General features: G+C 71.1%; 21 protein-coding genes. 11 read left to right on the top strand and 10 right to left on the bottom strand.

Annotation, left to right across the window (positions count from 1 at the left end; translation table 11 throughout):
• The first annotated feature begins 18 nt into the window (after positions 1 to 18).
• The 3 genes from PH203_RS04860 to PH203_RS04850 all read left to right on the top strand — a co-directional run bounded on the left by PH203_RS04860 (position 19) and on the right by PH203_RS04850 (position 3,284).
• On the top strand, positions 19 to 714 hold the full coding sequence (locus PH203_RS04860) for an SDR family oxidoreductase (RefSeq protein WP_289916543.1): 696 nt from the start codon (positions 19 to 21) through the stop codon (positions 712 to 714).
• 67 nt (positions 715 to 781) lie between these two features.
• The gene (locus PH203_RS04855) at positions 782 to 2,281 is read left to right on the top strand and encodes an S-adenosylmethionine:tRNA ribosyltransferase-isomerase (protein WP_289916541.1); all 1,500 of its coding nucleotides are present in this window, start codon (positions 782 to 784) and stop codon (positions 2,279 to 2,281) included.
• 271 nt (positions 2,282 to 2,552) lie between these two features.
• A complete protein-coding gene (locus tag PH203_RS04850; protein ID WP_289916539.1) occupies positions 2,553 to 3,284 on the top strand; it encodes a transglycosylase SLT domain-containing protein in 732 nt (243 codons plus the stop codon).
• An 85-nt stretch (positions 3,285 to 3,369) separates the two neighbouring features.
• On the opposite strand, the gene PH203_RS04845 is transcribed toward PH203_RS04850, so the two are convergent.
• The gene (locus PH203_RS04845) at positions 3,370 to 5,895 is read right to left on the bottom strand and encodes an FHA domain-containing protein (RefSeq protein ID WP_289916652.1); all 2,526 of its coding nucleotides are present in this window, start codon (positions 5,893 to 5,895) and stop codon (positions 3,370 to 3,372) included.
• Positions 5,896 to 6,145: 250 nt separating this feature from the next.
• On the opposite strand from PH203_RS04845, the gene PH203_RS04840 reads away from it, so the two are divergent.
• Together PH203_RS04840 and serB are read left to right on the top strand one after the other, a co-directional pair.
• A complete protein-coding gene (locus PH203_RS04840) occupies positions 6,146 to 9,337 on the top strand; it encodes a streptophobe family protein (protein ID WP_289916537.1) in 3,192 nt (1,063 codons plus the stop codon).
• A 598-nt stretch (positions 9,338 to 9,935) separates the two neighbouring features.
• Positions 9,936 to 11,147 carry a phosphoserine phosphatase SerB gene (serB, locus tag PH203_RS04835; protein WP_289916535.1) on the top strand — a complete coding sequence of 404 codons (1,212 nt, stop codon included), beginning with the start codon at positions 9,936 to 9,938 and terminating at the stop codon, positions 11,145 to 11,147.
• A 101-nt stretch (positions 11,148 to 11,248) separates the two neighbouring features.
• Here the strand turns inward: serB and PH203_RS04830 are convergent, their stop codons facing one another.
• From PH203_RS04830 to PH203_RS04815, 4 genes are all read right to left on the bottom strand, one after another.
• Positions 11,249 to 11,767 carry a histidine phosphatase family protein gene (locus PH203_RS04830; protein WP_289916533.1) on the bottom strand — a complete coding sequence of 173 codons (519 nt, stop codon included), beginning with the start codon at positions 11,765 to 11,767 and terminating at the stop codon, positions 11,249 to 11,251.
• A 100-nt stretch (positions 11,768 to 11,867) separates the two neighbouring features.
• Positions 11,868 to 12,074: a hypothetical protein gene (locus PH203_RS04825; RefSeq protein WP_289916530.1), complete on the bottom strand. Its 207-nt coding sequence runs from the start codon at positions 12,072 to 12,074 to the stop codon at positions 11,868 to 11,870.
• A gap of 158 nt (positions 12,075 to 12,232) precedes the next feature.
• Positions 12,233 to 12,349: an SGM_5486 family transporter-associated protein gene (locus PH203_RS04820; RefSeq protein ID WP_289916529.1), complete on the bottom strand. Its 117-nt coding sequence runs from the start codon at positions 12,347 to 12,349 to the stop codon at positions 12,233 to 12,235.
• Between the two features lie 48 nt (positions 12,350 to 12,397).
• Positions 12,398 to 13,702: a CynX/NimT family MFS transporter gene (locus tag PH203_RS04815; protein ID WP_289916527.1), complete on the bottom strand. Its 1,305-nt coding sequence runs from the start codon at positions 13,700 to 13,702 to the stop codon at positions 12,398 to 12,400.
• A 70-nt stretch (positions 13,703 to 13,772) separates the two neighbouring features.
• Here PH203_RS04815 and PH203_RS04810 point away from each other — a divergent pair, with 70 nt between their 5' ends.
• Positions 13,773 to 14,462, top strand: a complete 690-nt coding sequence (locus PH203_RS04810; protein WP_289916525.1) for a FadR/GntR family transcriptional regulator — start codon at positions 13,773 to 13,775, stop codon at positions 14,460 to 14,462.
• 3 nt (positions 14,463 to 14,465) lie between these two features.
• Here PH203_RS04810 and PH203_RS04805 read toward each other — a convergent pair whose 3' ends face one another.
• From PH203_RS04805 to fabG, 3 genes are all read right to left on the bottom strand, one after another.
• Complete coding sequence (locus tag PH203_RS04805) at positions 14,466 to 14,813, bottom strand: hypothetical protein (RefSeq protein WP_289916524.1); 348 nt, start codon at positions 14,811 to 14,813, stop codon at positions 14,466 to 14,468.
• 183 nt (positions 14,814 to 14,996) lie between these two features.
• Positions 14,997 to 15,773 (bottom strand): enoyl-ACP reductase FabI, encoded by a 777-nt coding sequence (gene fabI, locus PH203_RS04800; RefSeq protein WP_289916523.1) that lies wholly within the window; start codon positions 15,771 to 15,773, stop codon positions 14,997 to 14,999.
• A 4-nt stretch (positions 15,774 to 15,777) separates the two neighbouring features.
• The gene (gene fabG / locus PH203_RS04795; RefSeq protein ID WP_289916521.1) at positions 15,778 to 16,497 is read right to left on the bottom strand and encodes a 3-oxoacyl-[acyl-carrier-protein] reductase; all 720 of its coding nucleotides are present in this window, start codon (positions 16,495 to 16,497) and stop codon (positions 15,778 to 15,780) included.
• Positions 16,498 to 16,738: 241 nt separating this feature from the next.
• Between fabG and PH203_RS04790 the strand changes: the two genes are divergently transcribed.
• The 3 genes from PH203_RS04790 to tyrS are packed head-to-tail and all read left to right on the top strand — an operon-like array spanning position 16,739 to position 20,978.
• Positions 16,739 to 18,262, top strand: coding sequence for a TldD/PmbA family protein (locus PH203_RS04790; RefSeq protein WP_289916518.1), 1,524 nt, complete (start codon positions 16,739 to 16,741; stop codon positions 18,260 to 18,262).
• Positions 18,259 to 19,653, top strand: coding sequence for a metallopeptidase TldD-related protein (locus PH203_RS04785; protein WP_289916516.1), 1,395 nt, complete (start codon positions 18,259 to 18,261; stop codon positions 19,651 to 19,653). Before PH203_RS04790 ends, PH203_RS04785 begins: the two co-directional genes overlap by 4 nt.
• A gap of 56 nt (positions 19,654 to 19,709) precedes the next feature.
• A complete protein-coding gene (tyrS, locus tag PH203_RS04780; protein WP_289916515.1) occupies positions 19,710 to 20,978 on the top strand; it encodes a tyrosine--tRNA ligase in 1,269 nt (422 codons plus the stop codon).
• Between the two features lie 76 nt (positions 20,979 to 21,054).
• Here the strand turns inward: tyrS and PH203_RS04775 are convergent, their stop codons facing one another.
• A complete protein-coding gene (locus PH203_RS04775; RefSeq protein ID WP_289916513.1) occupies positions 21,055 to 21,333 on the bottom strand; it encodes a GlsB/YeaQ/YmgE family stress response membrane protein in 279 nt (92 codons plus the stop codon).
• A 244-nt stretch (positions 21,334 to 21,577) separates the two neighbouring features.
• Here PH203_RS04775 and PH203_RS04770 point away from each other — a divergent pair, with 244 nt between their 5' ends.
• Together PH203_RS04770 and PH203_RS04765 are read left to right on the top strand one after the other, a co-directional pair.
• A complete protein-coding gene (locus PH203_RS04770; protein ID WP_289916511.1) occupies positions 21,578 to 21,976 on the top strand; it encodes a DUF3099 domain-containing protein in 399 nt (132 codons plus the stop codon).
• Positions 21,977 to 22,190: 214 nt separating this feature from the next.
• Positions 22,191 to 22,409 carry a hypothetical protein gene (locus tag PH203_RS04765; protein ID WP_289916510.1) on the top strand — a complete coding sequence of 73 codons (219 nt, stop codon included), beginning with the start codon at positions 22,191 to 22,193 and terminating at the stop codon, positions 22,407 to 22,409.
• Here the strand turns inward: PH203_RS04765 and moaA are convergent.
• Entirely contained in the window at positions 22,406 to 23,395 is a 990-nt protein-coding gene (gene moaA, locus PH203_RS04760; RefSeq protein WP_289916508.1) for a GTP 3',8-cyclase MoaA, read from the bottom strand. The two genes, PH203_RS04765 and moaA, sit on opposite strands and share 4 nt — an antisense overlap.
• Positions 23,396 to 23,451 lie beyond the last annotated feature (56 nt).

Here is a 23,451-nt window from a genome sequence, read left to right as displayed (position 1 = left end):
CGACAAGGGGACTGTGTCATGCCGGTAGCGATCATCACGGGGGCCTCGAAGGGTCTGGGGCGCGCGCTCGCCGAGGCGCTGGCCGGGCGCGGCTGGGATCTGGTGCTGGACGCCAGAGGGGCGGGGGCGCTGCGCGAGGCTGCGGAGGGGATCGAGAAGCTCGGCACGCGCGTGGCGGCGCTGGCCGGGGATGTCACGGACGCCGGGCACCGGTCGGAGCTGGTGGCCGCCGCGGCGGAGTTCGGCGGCGTCGACCTGGTGGTGAGCAACGCCAGCGCGCTGGGCGCCGAGCCGCTCGTACGGCTGGACGCGCTGCCGTTGGAGGGGCTGCGGCGGGCGCTGGAAGTGAACGTGGTGGCCGCGCTGGGTCTGGTCCAGGAGGCGCTGCCGCTGCTGCAGGCGTCCGGGGCCGGGGCGGTGATCGCGGTCAGCTCGGACGCGGCCGCCGAGGCGTATGAGACGTGGGGTGGCTACGGGGCGTCGAAGGCCGCCCTGGACCACCTCGCGTCGGTCCTCGGCGAGGAGGAACCCGCGCTGCGGGTCTGGGCGGTCGACCCCGGGGACATGGCCACCGAGCTCTACGCGGCGGCCGTCCCGGACGACTCCGCCCCGCGGCCCGACCCGGTGTCCGTGGTGCCGGGCTTCCTGCGGCTGCTGGACGAGCGGCCCGCGAGCGGCCGGTATGCCGCACCTGCGCTGGTGGAGGAGCGGTGAGGGTCGTCTGGGGCCTCTCGGACGGGCCATGGGCGTGCGGCTCGGCCGGCTGGGGCGGGGTGCGGCGGTGACAACAGTGCTGCGTGTCCCGGAGGAGCTGTCGGCCCGTGTCCCGGCCGAGCAGCGTGGGCCGGGGCTGGACCGGGATGCCGTACGGCTGCTGGTGTCGCGTGGGACGGCGGTGTCGCACCACGCGTTCGCGGAGCTGCCGCGGCTGCTGCGCGCCGGTGACCTGCTCGTCGTCAACACGTCTCCCACGCTGGCGGCCGCCGTGGACGGGCGGATCGGGCACGCGCGCGTGGTGGTGCACTTCTCCACGCGCGGCGACGACGGACGGTGGGCCATCGAGCTGCGGGACCCCGACGAACGCGGCACCACGCGTCCGCGCGCGGGCGGCCCCGCGGGAACGGAGGTACAGCTGCCCGGAGGTGTGCGGCTGCGCCTGGAGGAACCGCTGAGCGCGGAGAGCGGACGGTTGTGGTGGGCGCGGGCGCGGGAGGCCGGAAGTGGTGGAGGCACACCGGCGTCGGCGACCGCCGAGGGTGGTGGCCGCCGCGCGCCGGGGGCGGAGGGCGGCTCGGGCGGCGGGCTTCCAGGGCAGACGTTCACCGAGCCCCTGGACGCGACCCGCACACCGGCGTCGGCGCCGGCGGCCGGGGGTGACAGTCGCGCGCCGGGGGCAGCGGAGGACGGCAGCGAGGGGATGCCAGGGCCGGCATTCGCCGAGACCCGGGACGCGGCGGCCGGCACACCGGCGCCGGCGGCCGTCGAGAGTGGAAACCGCCCGCGAGCGGCAGTGAGCGACGCGGGCGGCGGGAATCCGGGGCAGGCGTTCGCCGAGAACCCGGGCGCGGCCGATCACGGGGGCCGTGGCACGAGCGAAGCCAGGAGCCCGGGTGGTGCTGATGCCGGGGCCGTCGTGTCGGGGCTTCTTCGGGAGTACGGGCGGCCCATCCGCTACTCCTACACCGAGCGTGATCAGCCGCTCTCCGTCTACCGGACTGTGTTCGCGCTGCCCTCTCCCGACGGGGCCGGCAGTGCGGAGATGCCCAGTGCCGCGCGGCCCTTCACCGCTCGGCTCGTCGCGGAGCTGGTGAGTCGGGGGGTGCAGTTCGCGCCGGTCGTGCTGCACACCGGGGTGGCTTCGGCGGAGGCGCACGAGGCGCCGTATGCGGAGCGGTTCGCCGTGTCGGAGGCTTCCGCGCGGTTGATCAATGCCGTCAAGGCGGGGGGTGGACGTGTCATCGCCGTCGGGACCACGGCCGTGCGGGCCGTGGAGTCCGCTGTCGGTGCCGACGGGCTCGTACGCGCGCGTGCGGGGTGGACGGATCTCGTCGTCACCCCTGAGCGCGGGGTGCGGGTCGTGGACGGGCTGCTGACGGGGCTGCACGAGCCGGAGGCCTCGCATCTGCTGATGCTGGAGGCGGTGGCAGGGCGGGCGGCGATCGACCGTTCCTATGAGGAGGCGCTGCGTGGTCGCTACCTGTGGCACGAGTTCGGGGACACCCATCTCATCCTCCCGGAGGAGGACCCTCACGCTGAGCATTGCTGCAGCAACTGCTGGTGAGACTGTCATGCGTCCGATGTGAGCCCGCGCATAGGGCGCACATCACGTACGAAGGCGGATAGGAGATAAAGCGGTCCTGGGTGAGCGGGGCAGACGTTCCTGTCTGTCCCGTTTTGCCCTTCCCTGATCCACTACCCGGGATCGTAGGTCACACCTTTGCCACACATTTTTGCGGTCGCTAAGAATGGCTGCCGTCGCTCAGCGCCGCGGGTTCCCCCCGCGGCTTTTGTACGCAGAGCGGCCTCCGCGCTATTCGAAGAGGTCCATCCGCATGTCGAAGAAGAGCCACAGTCGCGCGCTGACCAAGCGCCACAAGGTCGCCATCGCCGGTGTCGCCACCCTCGGTGCCGCCGCCCTCGCGTTCTCCGCCGTTCCCAGCAACGCGGAGACCACCACGAGCGAGGCCGCTTCCTCGGCCGCGGTGGCGTACAGCTCCGAGCAGCTCAAGGACCTGCAGTCGGACGTGACCGAGCAGCTCGCCGACACGAGCCTGCAGGAGCAGGCCGCCGAGGCAGCCGCCGCGAAGAAGGCCGCCGCCGAGGCAGCCGCCGACGCCGTCGCGAAGAAGAAGGCGGCTGCCCAGGCCGCCGCCAAGAAGAAGGCCGAGGCCGAGCGCAAGGCGAAGGAGGCCGCCAGCCGGTCCGCCAAGCGTGCCGCGGTCAAGGCCGCCGCCCCGAAGTACGCCAACAACCTCGACGGCTGGATCAAGCACGCCCTCGCCATCATGGACGAGAAGAACATCCCGGGTACCTACAACGGGCTGTACCGCAACATCATGCGGGAGTCCTCGGGCAACCCGAACGCGATCAACAACTGGGACATCAACGCCATCAACGGCACGCCGTCGATCGGTCTGCTCCAGATCATCAAGCCGACCTTCGACGCGTACCACGTCGAGGGCACGGTCCACAGCCAGTACAACCCGGTCGCCAACATCGTCGCCGCCGCCAACTACGCGGCCGACAAGTACGGCTCGATCGACAACGTCAACGGCGCGTACTGAGGCTGCGCGGACCTCAGCTGCGGCTACGCCGAAGGGCGGCACCCCACCGACGGGGGTGCCGCCCTTCGGCGTCGTACGACTGCGACTACTTGCGCATGACCTCGGGCTCGTGGCGGCGCAGGAAGCGGGCCACGAAGAAGCCGCAGATCACGCCCAGGACGATCAGGGCGGCCATGTCCATGCCCCAGGCGCCGAGGGTGTTCTCCCACAGCGGGTCGTTGCTGTCGCCCTTGGCGGGCGGGCTGATGTTGTTGAAGTCGAGCGTGGCGCCCGCCGCGGCGACCGCCCAGCGCGACGGCATCAGGTACGACAGCTCGTTGACGCCGACCGAGTTGGCCAGCGGGAACAGACAGCCTGTGAAGACGACCTGGACGATGGCGAACATGACCAGCAGCGGCATGGTCTTCTCAGCGGTCTTCACCAGGGCCGAGATGATCAGGCCGAACATCATGGCGGTGAAGCCCAGCGCCATGATCGGGATGCACAGCTCCACCAGGATCGGGACGCCGGGGAGCAGGCCCTCGTCCGGGACCTTGCGGCTGGAGAAGCCGATGAGGCCGACCATCAGGCCCTGGAGCACGGTGATGAGGCCGAGCACGAACACCTTGGACATCAGGTACGCGGACCGGGACAGGCCGGTCGCGCGCTCCCGCTCGTAGATGACCCGTTCCTTGATCAGCTCACGCACCGAGTTGGCGGCGCCGGCGAAGCAGGCGCCCACCGCGAGGATCAGCAGGACGGTCAGGGCCGTGCCGTTGGCGACGGGCAGACCGGTGGTCGGGTTCTTCTCCGTGTTGACCAGGAGGTCCTTGCCCGAGTCGATGAGCAGGCTCACCGAGCCGAGGACGAGCGGCAGGATGATCGACAGGGCCAGGAAGCCCTTGTCGGAGGCGATCACCGAGACATAGCGGCCCACCAGCGTGCCGAACTGGGACATCCAGCCCTGCGGCTTGGGCGGCCGCATCGCCTGCATCGGCGGCATCTGTACGGACTGCGGCGCAACGGCGTCGATGTCCGCGGCGTACATCTGGTAGTGCTGCGAGCCCTTCCAGCGTCCCGCCCAGTCGTAGTCGCGGTAGTTCTCGAAGGCGGAGAAGACGTCGGCCCAGGTGTCGTAGCCGAAGAAGTTCAGGGCCTCCTCGGGCGGGCCGAAGTACGCCACGGCACCGCCCGGCGCCATCACCAGCAGCTTGTCGCAGATCGCCAGCTCGGCCACCGAGTGGGTGACGACGAGGACCGTGCGGCCGTCGTCGGCGAGGCCGCGCAGCAGCTGCATGACGTCGCGGTCCATGCCCGGGTCGAGGCCCGACGTGGGCTCGTCCAGGAAGATCAGCGACGGCTTGGTGAGGAGCTCCAGAGCCACCGAGACGCGCTTGCGCTGGCCGCCGGAGAGGGAGGTGACCTTCTTCTCCTTGTGGATGTCCAGCTTCAGCTCGCGCAGCACCTCGTCGATCCGGGCCTCGCGCTCGGCGCCGGTGGTGTCGGCGGGGAAGCGGAGCTTGGCCGCGTACTTGAGGGCCTTCTTGACGGTCAGCTCCTTGTGCAGGATGTCGTCCTGCGGGACCAGACCGATGCGCTGACGCAGCTCGGCGAACTGCTTGTAGAGGTTCCGGTTGTCGTAGAGGACGTCGCCCTGGTTGGCGGGCCGGTAGCCCGTCAGCGCCTTGAGCAGCGTCGACTTGCCGGATCCGGACGGGCCGATGACCGCGATCAGCGACTTCTCCGGGACGCCGAAGGAGACGTCCTTGAGGATCTGCTTGCCGCCGTCGACCGTCACCGTCAGATGGCGGGCCGAGAAGGAGACCTCACCGGTGTCGACGAACTCCTCGAGCCGGTCGCCCACGATCCGGAAGGTCGAGTGGCCGACGCCGACGATGTCCGTCGGGCCGAGCAGTATCGAGCCGCCCTTGGGGATCGGCTGGCCGTTGACGTACGTGCCGTTGTGCGAGCCGAGGTCGCGGATCTCCATACGGCCGTCGGGCGTCGAGTGGAACTCGGCGTGGTGACGGGAGACCTGCAGGTCGGAGACGACCAGTTCGTTCTCCAGAGCACGACCGATGCGCATCACGCGGCCGATGGAGAACTGGTGGAACGTGGTCGGGCTGCGGTCGCCGTAGACCGGCGGCGCCCCCGCGCCGACGCCGGCACCCTGCTGCGGCGGGATGTTCGCGGCGGGCTGCTGCGGCTGCTGCCAGCCGGCCTGCGGGGCCTGTTGCTGCGGCGGGGCCTGCTGGGCCCAGCCGGGGTTCGCGGCCGGAGCGCCGCCCTGGGCGCCCTGGGCGGCGTACGGCTGGGCCTGCGGCTGTGCGGCCGGGGCCGCGGTGCCGGTCAGGCTCACGCGCGGGCCGTCGGTCGCGTTGCCGAGGTGGACCGCCGAGCCGGGGCCGAGCTCCAGCTGGTGGATCCGCTGGCCCTGCACGAACGTGCCGTTCGTGGAGCCGTGGTCCTCGATGACCCAACTGCGGCCGCTCCAGGTGAGCGTGGCGTGCCGCCAGGACACCCTCGCGTCGTCGAGCACGATGTCACCCTGCGGATCGCGTCCGAGGGTGTAGGGCCTGGACACGTCGAGCGTCCAGGTACGTCCATTCAATTCCAGTACGAGTTCCGGCACTCCATGCCCCATGAGTAGTCCCCCGAGTTACCCCCAACACAGGGAGTCTAGGGATGTCGAACATCGTCGGGAACTATTTCAGTTTCCGCCCCCTGACCGAAAGTCGGGCCTTGTGAAGACCACGCGCACACGCTTCGACCGGTTCCGTTGACGGGGTTGAAACCGACCCGGAGAGTGGTAATCCACGCGAGGGGGACATGCGCGGCGGACAGCCGCGCTGCGGATCGGGGGGTCTGCCATGAGTGCGTCCATGAGCGTCGACACCGGCAAGCACGGCGTGAAGTTGCCCTGGGGCGACATCCTGCTGTCCGCGATCGCCGCCGTGAGCTGGGCGTTGATCGGTATGGCGGGGGTCGCGGCCCTCGGTCTGCATCTGCTGGAGGCGGACTCGACGGCGTCACTGGGCCCGATGACTGCGGCTGTTGTGGCGCTCGGGGCGGGTGGTTCGGTGACACCGTCCGGCGACGTGTCCACGTTCGGGCTGACCGGCGCGGAGGCGGCGACGGCCATCGAGATCACGCCATTGGGTGTCAGCCTGGTCGGTGCGCTCCTTTTGTCATGGTTCTTCCTACGGTCCCTACGGTCGGCGGGAGTTGTGATCGCACCGGCCGAACTCCTCGCACGCGCGGGCGCGGTGGTGGCCCTCTTCGTGGCCACGCTGGGCGGACTGGCCTGGGCAGGTCACGACGTCATCACGATCGACGGCAGCGCCCTCGGGCTCGACGACCTGCCCGGCGGCGGGGGCGGCGGGGGCGGTCTGGAGATCCCCGGGCTCGGTGACGTCGGGGACATCGGCGGGCTGCTGCCGGACCAGATCGGCGACCTGGTCGACGCGAAGGCGGCGGTCGGCTTCACGGTGGACACCGTCCCGACGCTGTTGGGCGGGCTCGGCTGGTCGGCGGGCATCCTGTTCATCGCCCTGCTGGCCTCACGCCGTACGCCGCTCCCCCGCGGCTGGGAGGCACTGCACCGGGTCGTACGCCCCGCGGTGTCGGCCCTCGTGACCGTCCTGCTGGTCGCGGTGGCGGCGGGGCTCGCGGCCGCGGCGTACGCCTCGATCGGCGACGACCACCCGAAACGCATCGCGGGCGCGGCGCTCCTGGGCACGCCCAACGGCACCTGGCTCGGCATCCCGATCGGCCTGTTCGTGCCCTGGGACGGCCGCGCGACGGGCCCCCTGGCCAACTTCCTCCCCGCCCCCCTGGACGACCTCCTGAGCTCCGAACGCGACCAGTCCGTGTCGCTGTCGCGCCTGGCGGAACTGGACGGACGGGTGTGGCTGTTGGGGGTCGCGGCGGCGATGATGATGCTGTTCGCGGGGGTACTGACGGCGGTGCGGACGCCGGTGGGGGTTGCTGCGGGGGATCCGGGGGGTGGTGTCCCGGGCGGTACGGGGGCCGGGACCGGCGTCACGGGCGCGGGCGGTACGGGGGTACGGGGGCCGGGGGCCGGTGTCGAGAGCGGTGCGGGTGGCTGGGGGTCGTCGGCCGGTTCCGCGTACGGACGGGATCCGGGGGGCGGGGGCGCGGGCGGTACGGGGTCGGCGGGAGCATGGACTCCGGGCGCCGCTGTTCAGAGCGGTGCGGGTGGCTGGGGTTCGACGGCCGGTTCCACGTACGGACGGGATCCGGGGGGCGGGGGCGCGGGCGGTACGGGTGAGGCGTGGGTACGGGATCCAGCAGCCGGCGGTCAAGGGGGCGCGGGCTCGACGGGGGTACGGGATCCAGGGGCCCTCGGTTTCGCCGGGCGCTGTGCGCTACGGCTGGGGGTCGTCACGGCGTTGGCGCTGCCGTTGCTGGCGTGGCTGACGGAGATCTCCGTGAACGCCTCGCTGTCGGTGCTCGGCTTCGACGCGTTCGGCGCGGGCATCGAACTGCACGGGCATCTCGGTATGGCACTGCTTATCGGTGCCCTGTGGGGAGCGGGCGCGGGAGCCGCCGGGGCACTGCTCGCCCGTGCGACGGGGGCGGCGGGTAATCGGGCGGCGCCGCTGGCACTCGGTGACGGGGCGGCGGTGCCGGGGGGTGGCCGGCCGGGGGACGGACAGCCGGGGGGTGCGGGCGAGGCTGGGGTGTATCCCGGAGGGGCGGGGGGCTCGGGGTATCCGGACGCGGCCGGGACGTATCCGGGAGGAGTGGGGGCTGCGGGGTATCAGGGCGAGGCCGCGGCCTATCCGGGCGGGGCGGGGGGCGCGGGATATCCGGGCGGGGCCGAGGCTCACCCGGGCGGGACTGGGGGCGCCGGGTACCCAGGCAGGGCTGAGGCTCACCCAGGAAGGGCGGGGGGCGCGGGGTACGAGGTCGGGGCCGGGGCTCATCCAGGGGATCCGGGAGGCACGCGGCACCCCGGCGGGGATCAGGCGTACCCAGGAGAAGCGCGGACCGCGGGGTACCCGGGCGGAGCCGAGGCGCGCCCAGGGGATCCCGGAAGTACGCGGCACCCCGGCGGAAATGAGGCGTACCTGCGAGAGTCAGGAGCTGGGCGGTACCCGGGCGGGTCCGGTTCGGCTCCGCACGAGGGGTCGTCGCCGGAGGCGCCGTACGGCGGGGCAGCGGGGACGGTCCCGCGCGCGGGCGGTTCTCAGGCCGGACGGCACCCGGGGGAATCCCGGGGCACACCTCGCGGAGGCGACGCCGGTAATCCGCCCGTGGGTGGCGGGTCCGGGCCGTACGAGCCTGGTGCTCCGTACCGGCCCCCGAACCCGGCCACCAATCCGTACCTGCGGGTGCCCGACGAGCTGCGCGAACCGGAGGACGCCCGGCCGTCCGACGCACCGGGCCCAAGCGCAACGGCTCCGCCGCGCAGGGACGCGCCGCCCGACCGCCGCCGGGCACCGGACGACGCACCACCGGAGCGCCGAGCCCAGTCCTCGGAAGGCGGCTGGCGACGGGGAACACCTTCCCCGGGCCAGGACGGCTCACCCCCGGGACCACCGAGGCAAGGGCCTCCGCCCGCGGAGGGTGCCTGGCGACCGGGACAGCAAGCACAGCCGACCGATGTGGGCCGGCGGCCGGGTGCACATCCGAACGACCGCACCCGGCAACCTGGCGGAACACCACCCGAACCCGGAGCCGGACCACAAGGCACGCGACGCCCCGGACCGGAAGCCCAACCCACCCAAGGGGTCTGGCGGCCTGGTGGGGGTCCCGGTGGGCGGGGCCCGCAGCCGCCGGGGAATGGGCCGGTGCCCGGGGACGAGGGGGCGGCCGGTGAGATGCCCGAGGAACCGCTGACCGGTGACGATCTGTACGCCGCGCCCACCATGGTGCGGCCCATCGAGCCGCCGCCCCGGTCACCGCGCAGGTCTCCCGGATCGCGGCCTGCGGGACGCGAGCCGTCCTCGCCGGACGAGGGACCGCCACCGCCACCGCCACCGCCTCCCCCGCCACCGCCACCACCACCTCCCCCTCCGCCGCCGGGGAGGCCGAAGGGGCGGAGGTGACCGGCGAGTATCGGACGGCATCCGGGGCCGGGCCCGGCGCGGGGTCGGGCATGGCCCGGTCCTGGGGCCGGGCATGAGCCCGGGGGTGGGTACCGAGCTGGGGCCGACGTGAGCCGAGGCGTGGAACCCAGGCTGGGTCGGGCGTGAGCCCAGGCATGGAACCCAGCCTGAGTGGGGCGTGAACCAGGCGTGGGGCCCGGACCGGGACCCGGTATGAGCCCGATCCTGGGTCCGGCTCAAGGCCTCTCACGCCTCGTCGGGCACCCCGACCGGCACCCCACCCGGCATCCCGAGCCGCACCGCGCGCACCCGGCAGTCGCACAGCGAGGTCCTGGTGTCGTGCCGTGCCCTCGGTCTCGCGTGTCCGAGGTCCTGAGGTCGGCGCTCCTCCCCCTCCCCCCTCTCCCCCTCCCCCCTCTCCCCCGCCCAACACGCCCACCCCGCGGCCGTTATCCGTCCCCTGGTCGCCCCCCATGTGCCGAGAGAGCCGTGGCCGCCACGTAAGCCCTCCGCCACCTGCGCGTCACAGAGTGTTCCCTGTCCGCCAGGCGGACCTCAGGGGCGGAAGGCACTGCGTGCCGGATACGGTGGGTACACCATGAGCGCTTCGCAGACCTCCGACGTCCCCACGCTTCTCGTCAAGATCTTCGGCAAGGACAGGCCGGGCATCACGGCCGGGCTCTTCGACACTCTCGCCGCCTACTCCGTCGACGTGGTCGACATCGAGCAGGTCGTCACCCGTGGCCGGATGGTCCTGTGCGCGCTCGTGACCGAGCCGCCGCGCGGGCTCGAAGGTGATCTGCGGGCCACCGTCCACAGCTGGGCGGAGTCGATGAAGATGCAAGCCGAGATCATCTCCGGGCTCGGCGACAACCGGCCCCGCGGGCTCGGCCGTTCCCTCGTCACCGTGCTCGGGCATCCGCTCACCGCGGAGTCGACCGCCGCGATCGCCGCGCGGATCACGAAGGCCGGCGGCAACATCGACCGTATCTTCCGGCTGGCCAAGTACCCGGTGACGGCGGTGGAGTTCGCGGTGTCCGGCGTGGAGACGGAACCTCTGCGGACCGCGCTGGTGACCGACGCCGCCGCGCTCGGCGTCGACGTGGCCGTCGTCGCGGCCGGGCTGCACCGGCGGGCGCAGCGTCTGGTGGTGATGGACGTGGACTCCACGCTCATCCAGGACGAGGTCATCGAGCTGTTCGCGGCGCACGCCGGCTGTGAGGACGAGGTCGCCGAGGTCACCGCGGCCGCGATGCGCGGGGAGCTGGACTTCGAGCAGTCGCTGCACGCGCGTGTGGCGCTGCTGAAGGGGCTGGACGCCTCCGTCGTGGACAAGGTGCGCACGGAGGTGCGGCTGACCCCGGGCGCCCGCACCCTCATCCGTACGCTCAAGCGTCTCGGCTACCAAGTCGGTGTCGTCTCCGGCGGGTTCACCCAGGTCACGGATGATCTCAAGGAGCGGCTGGGGCTGGACTTCGCGCAGGCCAACACCTTGGAGATCGTCGACGGGAAGCTGACCGGCCGGGTCACCGGGGAGATCGTGGACCGCGCGGGCAAGGCGCGACTGCTGCGCCGGTTCGCCGCGGAGGCGGGGGTGCCGCTGGCGCAGACCGTGGCGATCGGCGACGGTGCCAACGACCTGGACATGCTCAACGCGGCCGGCCTCGGGGTCGCCTTCAACGCCAAGCCGGTGGTCCGGGAGGCCGCGCACACCGCGGTGAACGTGCCCTTCCTGGACACCGTCCTGTATCTGCTGGGCGTGACCCGCGAAGAGGTCGAGGCGGCGGACACCCACGACGAGATCCTCTGAGCCGTCCCGGACGGCAGAGGGAGGGCCCGGCATCGTGTGGTGCCGGGCCCTCCCTCACAGTGATCTCACGTCGATCTCACATCGATCTCACATCGGTCGGATCATTCGGAGGGGGCCCAGTAGTCGAGGAGGGTGGCCACGCCGGGCTCCAGCGCCTTCCAGGAGCCGGTGAAGGTCAGGACGGCGAAGGCGGCGGCCGGGAAGCCGCGGCGGCTCATCCGCTCGCGCGCATCGCCCTCGGCCGAGCCCGCCAGGATGTCGGCGAGGCCCTGCACGCCCGGGTTGTGGCCGATGAGGACCACGTTCTGCGCGTCGTCCGGGGTCTCGTTGAGCACGGCGATCAGCTCGCCGGGCGAGGCCTCGTAGACCCGCTCCTCATAGACGGTTTTCGGCCGGTGCGGAAGCTCCTGCACGGCGAGCTTCCAGGTCTCGCGGGTCCGGCTGGCGGTGGAGCACACGGCCAGATCGATGGGGACGTCGGTGTCGGCCAGCTTGCGTCCGGCGACTGCGGCGTCCATACGGCCCCGGTCGGCGAGCGGCCGCTCGTGATCGGTCACCTGTGGCCAGTCGGCTTTCGCATGCCGGAAGAGGACAATCCTGCGGGGTTCTGCGACGCTCATGCGTCCCAGCTTCGCATGAAACACGCCATCGGGCGCAGGGAGTTGACTTGCGGCTTCACCCGTGCGGGACGCCTGTTCGGATGGGTCGGCCCGGGGGCGCTCAGCTCGTGAACAACTGCTGGATGCGCGCGAAGAGTTGGGTGATCGCGGGGTCGCTCGCGGCGGCGTGCGCGTCGGACGGGTTCAGTATCAGCGCGAGCAGGGTGATGAAGGCGAGCGTCGGCAGGGCGAGGGCCCACCAGGGCAGCCGGATGTCGACGCGTCCCCGGCTCGCCGGGTGGGGCGGGGTGTGCGTTGGGGCCGACATGGTGCCTCCGCGTTCTTCGAGTGGCCGGTGATCCACGGTGTCGCGGTCACATCTCGAAGTTACGGAATCCCGGGCCCCCAACCCATCCGGTGATCCACCCAGTTGACCCTGAAACTCACCCCCTAGGGGATGGTGGGGCTAGCCCCACCCCTCCCGGTTCAGGGTGAGGCGATCGTCGCGATGACGGCGATGATCACGAAGATGGCGAGGAACGCGCCGAAGACGAGCAGCATCTTCTTCTGGCCGTTCTGCGGGTTCGGGTCGAGCACTGGCATACGGCCAGTCTCGCACCCCGGGCCCGCGCCGGACCCGCCGGGGTGGCGTCAGCGGGCGGCCTCGTCCTCGACGGTGCGATCGCGTCCCGCGAGGAGCCCCACGATCATCTGCGGGACCATCAGGGCGGCCATGAGGGCGATCGGCAGGCCCCAGCCGCCGCTGTGCTGGTAGAGCACACCCACCAGGAGCGGTCCGGGGATGGAGATCAGATAGCCGGTGCTCTGCGCGAACGCCGACAGCTGGGCGACGCCCGCGCCGGTCCTGGCGCGCATCCCGACCATGGTGAGGGCCAGCGGGAAGGCGCAGTTGGAGACACCGAGCAGGAGCGCCCAGGCCCAGGCCCCGGCAGCGGGCGCGAAGTACAGCCCGGCGTATCCCGCGAGCCCGCAGACGCCGAGGACGAGGACGATCGGGCCCTGGTGCGGCAGCCGGGTGGCCACGCGCGGGATGACGAAGGCGAGCGGCACGCCCATCACCATCGTGACGGCGAGCAGCAGTCCGGCGGTGCCGGCGGGCACGCCCGCGTCCCGGAAGATCTGCGCCATCCAGCCCATGGTGATGTAGGCGGCGGTGGCCTGGAGCCCGAAGAAGACGGCGAGCGCCCATGCGGTGCGGCTCCGGGTGATCCGCAGCGCGGGCCGCTCCACGCGCGCGTGAGCGGGTCCGGAGGGCGCGGGCGCCTGTTCGGCGGGCGGTGCCGCTGATCGTCGTACGAAGGGGATCCACGGCAGTACGGCGATGGCGGCCAGGCCTGACCACAGCGCGAGGCCGGGCTGCCATTCGCCGCCCAGGAGGTCGGTCGCCGGCACGGTCACTGCGGCGGCGGTCGCGGTGCCGAGGGCGAGGGCCATCGAGTAGAGGCCGGTCATGGAACCGATGCGGTCGGGGAACCAGCGCTTGACGATGACCGGCATCAGGACGTTGCTGACGGCGATGCCCATGAGGGCGAGGGCGCTGGCGGCCAGGAAGCCTGCCGTGCCGCCCGCGTACGGCCGTACGAGCAGGCCCGCCGTGATGGCGGCCATGCCGGCGCAGACCACCGCGCCGGGGCCGAAGCGGCGGGCGAGGCGGGGGGCCATGACGCCGAAGACGGCGAAGCAGAGCGGGGGTACGGAGGTCAGCAGTCCTGCCACGCTGCCGCTCATGCCGAGGCCGTCGCGGACCTCCTCCAGGAGGGCGCCGAGGCTGGTGATGGCGGGGCGGAGGTTGACGGCGGCCAGGACGATGCCGAGGACGAGGAGCCGTGTCGGCCACGCGCGCGTGGACGTCGCCCGGGCCTCGCTCGTCGCGGAACTGCGGATGTGCGGGGACGACATCGTCCGGGTTTCCTCGCTTGCCATGCTGCCCATCATAGAATCATGGGATGATTGGTTGTCCATCCCTCGACTGCCCGTCGGCGGCGATCCCATGCGAAGGTGTGCCATGCCTCTGAGCCACCCTCGTCGATCGGCGCTGTCCGAGCAGGTGATCGCCGCGCTGCGGCAGCAGATCACCTCGGGCGAGTGGCCGGTGGGTTCCCGAATCCCGACGGAGCCGGAGCTGGTCGAGCAGCTCGGGGTGGCCCGCAACACGGTCCGTGAGGCCGTCCGCGCGCTCGCGCACAACGGTCTGCTGGACATCCGCCAGGGTTCCGGCACCTATGTCGTGGCGACGAGTGAGCTGGCCGGTGTGATGCACCGCCGTTTCGCCGACGCCGATCCCCGGGACATCGCCGAGCTGCGCTCCACGCTGGAGTCGTCCGCGGCGCAGATGGCCGCGCAGCGGCGCACGGAGAAGGACCTCAAGCAGCTCGACGCGCTGCTGCTGCGCCGTGAGCAGGCGTGGGAGTCGGGCGACAAGGAGGCCTTCGTGACGGCGGACGCCACGTTCCACCTGGCGGTGGTCTCCGCGTCCCACAACGACGTGATGACGGCGATGTACGCGGACCTCGGCGAGGTCCTGCGGGACTGGCTGCGCGACGACGTGGGCGAGGAGCTGACGCCGGAGACGCATCTGGACCACTCGGGGCTGGTGGACGCGATCCGCGCGGGCGACGCGGAGACGGCCGCGGCGCGGGCGGCGAGCTATCCGTTCCACTGCCGTCCGGGTCTGTTCAGCGCGGCCGGCGAGTGACCGTCACCGCTTCTGGTGGCTGACCCACACCGAGCGGACTTCCTTCCAGCAGCGGCCCGTCAGACGCACGGTCTGGGCCGGTCCCGCCTCGACCGGGGCGCCGTCGCTGTCGACGTCCCACCAGCGGTCGCACTCGATGTGCAGCCGGACGCGGTCGACGTCGGGGTAGGGGTTGTGGCAGTACGCGGTCACGCGGGAGCCGGTGACTCTGCTGAAGCAGGCGGCGCCGAAGAGCTCCGGTGCCTCGGCTCCGGGTCTCTCCACGCGCGCGTGCGGCGACGCGTCGTGCGGCAGGGACAGCAGAAGGGCTACTGCGACGGCTGCTGAGGCCAGGCTGCGGGACAGGCGCACAAGGGGGACCTCCTCGGCCGTGCTGGGGAGGGAAGCGTGGTGAACGCGTAATCCAGAGTGCCCAGTTGTGCCGCTCCCCCGCCCGATCGGATACGCCGAACGGGTTACCCGCGCGAATGCCTGAGGGGCCGCACCCTCGGAAGAGTGCGGCCCCTCTACATCGGCTCGGCGTCAGCGGCGGCGTTACGCGCCGATGGCGTGCAGACCGCCGTCGACGTGGACGATCTCGCCGGTGGTCTTCGGGAACCAGTCGCTCAGCAGGGCGACGACGCCCTTGCCGGCCGGCTCCGGGTCCTCCAGCTTCCACTCCAGCGGGGAGCGGCTGTCCCAGACGGCGGCCAGCTCGGAGAAGCCCGGGATGGACTTGGCGGCCATGGAGCCGATCGGACCCGCCGAGATCAGGTTGCAGCGGATGTCGTGCTTGCCGAGGTCACGCGCCATGTAGCGGTTGGTGGCCTCCAGAGCGGCCTTGGCCGGACCCATCCAGTCGTACTGCGGCCAGGCGTACTGCGCGTCGAAGGTGAGGCCGACGACGGAGCCGCCCTCGGTCATCAGCGGCAGCAGCGCCATGGTCAGCGACTTCAGGGAGAAGGCGGAGACGTGCATGGCGGTGGCCACGGACTCGAACGGCGTGTTCAGGAAGTTGCCGCCGAGCGCGTCCTGCGGCGCGAAGCCGATGGAGTGCACGACACCGTCGAGCTTGTCGCCCAGGTGCTCACGGACCTGGCTCTCCAGGCGGGCGAGGTGCTCGTCGTTGGAGACGTCGAGCTCCAGGACCTTGACCTTCTCCGGCTGCGGCAGCTTCTTGGCGATGCGCTCGGTGAGGGTCGGCCGCGGCCACGCGGTGAGGATGATCTCCGCGCCCTGCTCCTGGGCCAGCTTGGCGGTGTGGAAGGCGATGGAGGACTCCATCAGCACACCGGTGATGAGGATCTTCTTGCCCTCGAGGATTCCAGCCATGGTGTCAGTGACCCATTCCCAGTCCGCCGTCAACCGGGATGACGGCTCCAGTGATGTACGAGGCGTCGTCGGAGGCGAGGAACCGCACCGTTGCGGCGATCTCCTCCGGCTGCGCGTAACGACCGAGCGGCACCTGCTTCACGATGTTCTCGCGCTGCTCGTCGGTGAGGGCCTTGGTCATGTCGGTGTCGACGAAGCCGGGCGCGACGACGTTGAAGGTGATGTTGCGCGAGCCCAGCTCACGGGCGAGGGAGCGGGCGAAGCCCACCAGGCCGGCCTTGGAGGCGGCGTAGTTGGCCTGGCCGGGGCCGCCGTACAGACCGACGACCGAGGAGATGAGGACGACGCGGCCCTTCTTCGCGCGGAGCATGCCGCGGTTGGCGCGCTTCACGACGCGGAAGGTGCCGGTGAGGTTGGTGTCGAGGACGGACGTGAAGTCCTCCTCGGACATCCGCATCAGGAGCTGGTCCTTGGTGATGCCGGCGTTGGCGATCAGGACCCCGACGGGACCGTGCGCGTCCTCGATCTCCTTGTAGGCCTGCTCCACCTGCTCGGTGTCGGTGATGTCGCACTTGACGGCGAGGCAGCCCAGTTCGATCAGGGCGGCCGGTGGCTCACCCGAGCGGTACGTGATCGCGACCTTGTCGCCGGATTCGGCGAAAGCTCGGGCGATGGCGAGGCCGATGCCCCGGTTGCCTCCGGTGACGAGAACCGAGCGGCTCAACGGATCACCCTTTCGATAGCGGTCTGACTCACCCGCCCGGCACCTGGGGGGCAGGCGGCTTCCTTCGAAACCTATCGGTCTGCCCCGGCGTGCGGACATTCGGGCACCGACAGTGGCTCAGGGGGCTGTCTGTCGGGTCCCTACAGAAGCGGGCCGACCACGCCCGGAAACGTATGGTCCCGACGCCCGCGCTCGCGACATGATCGGGGTCCAAAGGTGACGACAGCAGGGAGATACCTCGGTGCCTCATACCATCGACGAAGCCTTCACAGCGCTTCCGCTACGCGCCCTCGCCGACGCCGCGCTGGCACGCGCGCGTGCGCTGGGCGCCGAGCACGCGGACTTCCGGTTCGAGCGGGTGCGCAGCGCGTCCTGGCGCCTGAGGGACGCCAAGCCGGCCGGTTCCTCGGACACCACCGACCTCGGGTACGCGGTGCGGGTCGTGCACGGCGGTACCTGGGGTTTCGCGTCGGGCGTGGATCTCACCATGGACGCGGCGGCGCGGGTCGCCTCGCAGGCGGTGGCGATGGCGAAGCTGTCCGCCCAGGTGATCAAGGCGGCCGGTTCCGACGAGCGGGTCGAGCTCGCCGACGAGCCGGTGCACTCCGAGAAGACATGGATCTCCTCCTACGAGATCGACCCGTTCACCGTGCCCGACGAGGAGAAGGCCGGGCTGCTCGCGGACTGGAGCGCACGGCTGCTGGCGGCGAACGGCGTCAACCACGTCGACGCGTCGCTGCTCACCGTCCATGAGAACAAGTTCTACGCCGACACCGCCGGGACCGTGACCACCCAGCAGCGCGTTCGGCTGCACCCCTCGCTGAACGCGGTGTCGGTCGACGAGTCGAGCGGCGAGTTCGACTCGATGCGCACCATCGCCCCGCCGGTCGGCCGCGGCTGGGAGTACGTCACCGGGACCGGCTGGGACTGGGACACGGAACTGGAGCAGATCCCGGAGCTGCTCGCCGAGAAGATGCGGGCGCCGAGCGTCCAGGCGGGCCTGTACGACCTCGTCGTCGACCCCTCGAACCTGTGGCTGACCATCCACGAGTCCATCGGCCACGCCACCGAGCTGGACCGCGCCCTCGGCTACGAGGCCGCCTACGCCGGCACCTCCTTCGCCACCTTCGACCAGCTCGGCAAGCTCAGGTACGGCTCCGAGCTGATGAACGTCACCGGTGACCGCACCGCCGAGCACGGCCTCGCGACCATCGGCTACGACGACGAGGGCGTCGCCGGCCAGTCCTGGGACCTGGTGAAGGACGGCACGCTGGTCGGCTATCAGCTGGACCGGCGGATCGCGAAGCTGACCGGCTTCGAGCGGTCCAACGGGTGCGCGTTCGCCGACTCCCCCGGCCATGTGCCCGTGCAGCGCATGGCCAACGTCTCGCTCCAGCCGGACCCGGCCGGGCTGTCGACGGAGGATCTGATCGGCGGGGTCGACCGGGGCATCTACGTCGTCGGCGACCGCTCCTGGTCCATCGACATGCAGCGCTACAACTTCCAGTTCACCGGACAGCGCTTCTTCAAGATCGAGAACGGCCGGATCACCGGCCAGCTGCGGGACGTCGCCTACCAGGCCACGACCACCGACTTCTGGGGTTCCATGGCCGCCGTCGGCGGTCCGCAGACCTATGTGCTCGGCGGCGCCTTCAACTGCGGCAAGGCCCAGCCCGGGCAGGTCGCGGCGGTGTCGCACGGCTGCCCGTCGGCCCTCTTCAAGGGCGTCAACATTCTGAACACCACGCAGGAGGCCGGTCGATGAGCGCCCGCACCAACAAGCCGCACGAGATCGTCGAGCGTGCCCTGGAGCTGTCGCAGGCCGACGGCTGTGTCGTGATCGCCGACGAGCAGTCCACGGCGAACCTGCGCTGGGCCGGCAACGCGCTCACCACCAACGGCGTCACGCGCACGCGTACCCTCACCGTGATCGCGACGGTCGACGGCAAGGAAGGCACCGCCTCCGGTGTCGTCACGCGGGCCGCGGTGACCATGGACGAGCTGGAGTCGCTGGTCCGGGCCGCGGAGGCCGCCGCCCGCGGGGCCGCGCCCGCCGAGGACGCGCAGCCGCTCGTCCGGGACGTACCGGCGTCCCCCGACTTCACCGACGCGCCCGCCGAGACCTCCTCCGCGGTGTTCGCCGACTTCGCCCCGGCGCTCGGCGAGTCCTTCGCACGCGCGCGTGCGGGCGGCCGTGAACTGTACGGCTTCGCCAACCACGAGCTGGTCTCCAGCTACCTCGGCACGTCGACGGGGCTGCGGCTGCGGCACGACCAGCCCAACGGAACGCTGGAGCTCAACGCCAAGTCCCCGGACCGTACGCGCTCGGCGTGGGCCGGCCGCTCGACGCGGGACTTCAAGGACGTCGACCCGGCGGCGCTGGACGCCGAGCTCGCCGTACGTCTCGGCTGGGCCGAGCGGAAGCACGATCTGCCCGCCGGGCGGTACGAGACGCTGCTGCCGCCGACCGCCGTCGCGGACCTGCTGATCTACCAGATGTGGTCGGCGTCGGGCCGGGACGCGGTCGAGGGCCGGACGGTGTTCTCCAAGCCGGGTAGCGGCACCCGGCTCGGCGACCGGCTGACCGAGCTGCCGCTGACGCTGCGCAGCGACCCGAACGAGCCGGGCCTGGAGTCCGCGCCGTTCGTGCTCACGCACTCCTCCGGCGGCGACTCCTCGGTGTTCGACAACGGGCTGCCGCTGACCGCCACCGAGTGGATGCGCGAGGGCGAGCTGAGCAACCTGCTCACCAGCCGGCACAGCGCCGGGCTGACCGGGCTGCCGGTGGCGCCCGGGATCGACAACCTGATCCTCGACGGCGGCGAGGACCGCTCCCTGGAGGAGATGGTCGCGAACACCGAGCGCGGGCTGCTGCTGACCTGCCTCTGGTACATCCGCGAGGTCGACCCGGCCACCCTGCTGCTGACCGGCCTGACCCGCGACGGCGTCTACCTCGTGGAGAACGGCGAGGTCACCGGCGAGGTCAACAACTTCCGGTTCAACGAGTCGCCGGTGGACCTGCTGGGCCGGGCCACCGAGGCCGGGCGCACGGAAAAGACGCTGCCGAGGGAATGGAGCGACTGGTTCACTAGGGCTGCGATGCCGGCCCTGCGGGTGCCGGACTTCAATATGAGCTCTGTCAGTCGGGGCGTATAACCTCGTAGCCGGTAGTCACTCGGCTGCCCGAAGATCATCAAGGAGACGCGAGAACCGTGACGGACATCGTCGACGAGCTGAAGTGGCGTGGGCTGATCGCCCTCTCCACTGACGAGGACGCATTGCGCAAGGCGTTCGCGGACGGCCCCGTCACGTTCTATTGCGGCTTCGACCCGACCGCGCCCAGCCTGCACCTCGGCAACCTCGTGCAGATCCTGACGATGCGGCGGATCCAGGACGCCGGCAACCGCCCGCTGGGTCTGGTCGGCGGTGCCACCGGTCTGATCGGTGACCCGAAGCCGAACTCCGAGCGCACGCTCAACGCCCCCGACACCGTCGCCCAGTGGGTCGAGCGGCTGCGCGCGCAGATCGCCCCGCTGCTGGACTTCGAGGGGCCGAACGCCGCGGTCATGGTCAACAACCTGGACTGGACCTCGGGCCTGTCGGCCATCGAGTTCCTGCGGGACGTCGGCAAGCACTTCCGGGTCAACAAGATGATCGCGAAGGAGGCCGTCTCCCGGCGGCTCAACTCCGACGCGGGCATCAGCTACACCGAGTTCAGCTACCAGATCCTGCAGGGCATGGACTTCCTGGAGCTGTACCGCAGGTACGGCTGCACCTTGCAGACCGGCGGCAGCGACCAGTGGGGCAACCTCACCTCGGGCACCGACCTGATCCACCGGGTCGAGCCGGAGGCCGTGGTGCACGCCCTGGGCACGCCGCTGATCACCAAGGCCGACGGCACCAAGTTCGGCAAGACGGAGTCCGGCACGGTCTGGCTGGACCCCGAGATGACCACGCCGTACGCCTTCTACCAGTTCTGGCTGAACGCGGACGACCGGGACGTCTCCAAGTTCCTGCGGATCTTCAGCTTCAGGTCCCGCGAGGAGATCGAGGAGCTGGAGAAGCAGACCGAGGAGCGGCCGCAGGCCCGGGCCGCGCAGCGCGCGCTGGCGGAGGAGCTGACGACGCTGGTGCACGGCGCCGACCAGACGGCCGCGGTGGTCGCCGCGTCCCGCGCTCTCTTCGGTCAGGGTGAGCTGGCGGAGCTCGACGACAGGACGCTGGCGGCGGCGCTGTCCGAGGTGCCGCACATCCAGGTCGCCGAGCTCGGTCCCGTGGTCGACCTCTTCGCCGAGGTCGGTCTGGTCGCCAGCAAGTCCGCGGCCCGCCGGACCGTGAAGGAGGGCGGGGCCTACGTGAACAACGTCAAGGTCGCGGCGGAGGACTTCGTCCCGGCCAAGGACGATCTGCTCCACGGCCGGTGGCTGGTGCTGCGCCGGGGCAAGAAGAACCTGGCGGCGGTCGAGGTCACCGACGCCTGAGCCCACGCGCAGCGAGAGCACAGCGAGAGGGGCGGTCTCCCGTACGGGGAGGCCGCCCCTCTCGTCGCAGGCGCTCTCAGGCCTGTTGTTTCCTCTTGCCCAGCGTCGCCATGTACAGCATGTCGCCCACGCCGACGATGATGACCGCGGCGATCAGCTGGAAGGCGTGGCGGCTCCAGTCGATGCCGGAGGTCGCGTCGACGCCCGCCCAGCGCGCGATCGCGTTGCCGGCGATGGCGCCGAGCATGCCGAAGATGGTCGTCAGCCAGAGCGGACTGTGCTGCTTGCCCGGGATGATCGCCTTCGCGATCAGGCCCAGCACGAATCCGACGATGATCGCCCACAACCAGCCCATGGCTGCCTCCTAGTACGGCTCGACGTGAGCATTACGCCCAGTGTCGGCCCATGCGCGGTACGGCGCATGTCGAGTACGCCGTACGCGCTACGGCGCAGGTCGCTCGCCCAGCCGGGAGGTGCCCCGGTCTCGTAGGCGGCGCAGGCGCGGCGTAACGTAGGACGTGTCCGGGTCCGGTACTTCTGCCGGGGGCGGAGCGGGTACGGGCCGGGGAGAGTCCGATGCGGGCGGATGGTGGAATGTGATGCGGAAGCAGCACGCGGCAGGCAAAGCCGAGGTTTTCCGGATCACCGGAGCCCGTCAGAGCCTGCAGGACGATGTACGCGGCCGGCAGCGGCGGTACATCATCTCGATGTCCGTGCGTACGGTCTCGGTGATCCTCGCGGCCACCCTCTGGAACGTCGAACGGCACGTCGCGATCGTCGCGTTGGTACTGGGGATGATCCTCCCCTACATCGCGGTGGTGATCGCCAACGCGGGGCGCGAGAACGTGCCCTCGCTGCCGTCGACGTTCGTGACCGCGCCGACTCCCCCGATGATCGCGCCACCGACCGCTCAGGAGCCGTCCGCGGAATCGTTCCCGGAAGGCGGTGCGGGGGGTCCCGCGGCGGGTGTACGGGGCGAGCCGCGCGAGCGGACGTGACCTCGGCGGAGGGGTCGGATCCGGAAGCCACCTCCGCGCCAAGCTCAAGAAAAGCTCAGATCAATCATGTTGTTCCAGTGCCGGGGGGCGGGTTACCCGTGACATACTTCCTACGCGCTCCGCATCCCCCGTCGGAGCGACAGACCGACGCCGGGCAGCTCCCCCCGTGGCTGCTCGGCGTCGCCTTGTTCACCGCGCGATGTGAGACGGATCAGTGAGCGACGAGACCCCGATCTGCTCTGCCAAGGGCTGCCGTGTCGACGCGGTGTGGGTGCTTGCGTGGAACAACCCGAAGATCCACACGCCGGAGCGGCGGAAGACGTGGCTGGCGTGTGAGGAGCACCGGGAGCATCTGTCCCAGTTCCTCGGGGTGCGGGGGTTCTTGAAGGACGTGGTCCTTCTGAAGGAGTGGGAAGCGCCGGAAGGCGCCTAACCGCCGATCGCCGACATCGGCCTGTCCGGCTGTACGAACGTCGGGTCGTCCAACCCCGCGCCCGCCTTCTTGCCCCACATCGCGACCTTCCAGATACGCGCTATCTCCTCGTCCGGCGCTCCCGAACGCAACGCCGCCCTCAGGTCCGTCTCCTCCGTCGCGAACAGGCACGTACGCACCTGACCGTCGGCGGTGAGGCGGGTGCGGTCGCAGGCCGAGCAGAACGGGCGGGTGACCGAGGCGATGACGCCCACCACATGGGGGCCGCCGTCGACGATCCAGCGTTCCGCCGGGGCCGAGCCGCGCTTCTCCGAGCCTTCTTCCGTCAGCTCGAAGCGGGTGCGCAGCGAGGTGAGGATGTCCCCCGCGGTGATCATGCCGTCGCGCTTCCAGCCGTGCTGGGCGTCCAGGGGCATCTGCTCGATGAAGCGCAGCTCGTAGTCGTGCTCGACCGCCCAGGCCAGCAGGTCCGGGGCCTCGTCCTCGTTCAGGCCCGGCATCAGCACCGAGTTGACCTTCACCGGGGTGAGGCCGGCTTCGCGGGCGGCGTGCAGGCCCTCGATGACGTCCTTGTGGCGGTCGCGGCGGGTGAGGGCCTTGAAGACGTCGGGGCGGAGGGTGTCGAGGGAGACGTTGACCCGGTCCAGGCCGGCCGCCTTCAGGGCGCTCGCGGTCCGCTTGAGACCGATGCCGTTGGTCGTCAGGGACATCTGGGGGCGCGGTTCCAGGGCTGCGACGCGCTCGACGATGCCGACCAGGCCGGGGCGCAGCAGCGGCTCACCGCCGGTGAAGCGGACCTCCTCGATGCCGAGGGAGGTGACCGCGATGTCGATCAGGCGGACGATCTCGTCGTCGGTCAGCAGGTCGGGCTTGGCCAGCCACTGCAGGCCCTCTTCGGGCATGCAGTACGTACAGCGGAGGTTGCACCGGTCCGTGAGCGAGACCCTCAGGTCGGTGGCCACTCGGCCGTAGGTGTCGATGAGCACGTGGGCCCCCTCCCGCGTCGCGGAGCATTCCTCGATTTCCGTCACTTGCGAGCCTA

It is taken from the genome of Streptomyces sp. S.PB5 (assembly GCF_030403745.1).
GTDB lineage: Bacteria > Actinomycetota > Actinomycetes > Streptomycetales > Streptomycetaceae > Streptomyces.
Note: the sequence above shows the minus strand (reverse complement) of the source record. Positions and strands in the feature narration are given on the sequence as shown.

Excerpts from the sequence above, each read along its gene's own strand:
- PH203_RS04860 (WP_289916543.1), top strand. The coding sequence starts at position 19 with ATGCCGGTAGCGATCATCACGGGGGCCTCGAAGGGTCTGGGGCGCGCG.
- PH203_RS04850 (WP_289916539.1), top strand. The coding sequence starts at position 2,553 with ATGTCGAAGAAGAGCCACAGTCGCGCGCTGACCAAGCGCCACAAGGTC.
- PH203_RS04840 (WP_289916537.1), top strand. The coding sequence starts at position 6,146 with ATGAGCGTCGACACCGGCAAGCACGGCGTGAAGTTGCCCTGGGGCGAC.
- serB (WP_289916535.1), top strand. The coding sequence starts at position 9,936 with ATGAGCGCTTCGCAGACCTCCGACGTCCCCACGCTTCTCGTCAAGATC.
- PH203_RS04830 (WP_289916533.1), bottom strand. The coding sequence starts at position 11,767 with ATGAGCGTCGCAGAACCCCGCAGGATTGTCCTCTTCCGGCATGCGAAA.
- PH203_RS04825 (WP_289916530.1), bottom strand. The coding sequence starts at position 12,074 with ATGTCGGCCCCAACGCACACCCCGCCCCACCCGGCGAGCCGGGGACGC.
- PH203_RS04820 (WP_289916529.1), bottom strand. The coding sequence starts at position 12,349 with ATGCCAGTGCTCGACCCGAACCCGCAGAACGGCCAGAAGAAGATGCTG.
- PH203_RS04815 (WP_289916527.1), bottom strand. The coding sequence starts at position 13,702 with ATGATGGGCAGCATGGCAAGCGAGGAAACCCGGACGATGTCGTCCCCG.
- PH203_RS04810 (WP_289916525.1), top strand. The coding sequence starts at position 13,773 with ATGCCTCTGAGCCACCCTCGTCGATCGGCGCTGTCCGAGCAGGTGATC.
- fabI (WP_289916523.1), bottom strand. The coding sequence starts at position 15,773 with ATGGCTGGAATCCTCGAGGGCAAGAAGATCCTCATCACCGGTGTGCTG.
- PH203_RS04785 (WP_289916516.1), top strand. The coding sequence starts at position 18,259 with ATGAGCGCCCGCACCAACAAGCCGCACGAGATCGTCGAGCGTGCCCTG.
- PH203_RS04775 (WP_289916513.1), bottom strand. The coding sequence starts at position 21,333 with ATGGGCTGGTTGTGGGCGATCATCGTCGGATTCGTGCTGGGCCTGATC.
- PH203_RS04770 (WP_289916511.1), top strand. The coding sequence starts at position 21,578 with ATGCGGAAGCAGCACGCGGCAGGCAAAGCCGAGGTTTTCCGGATCACC.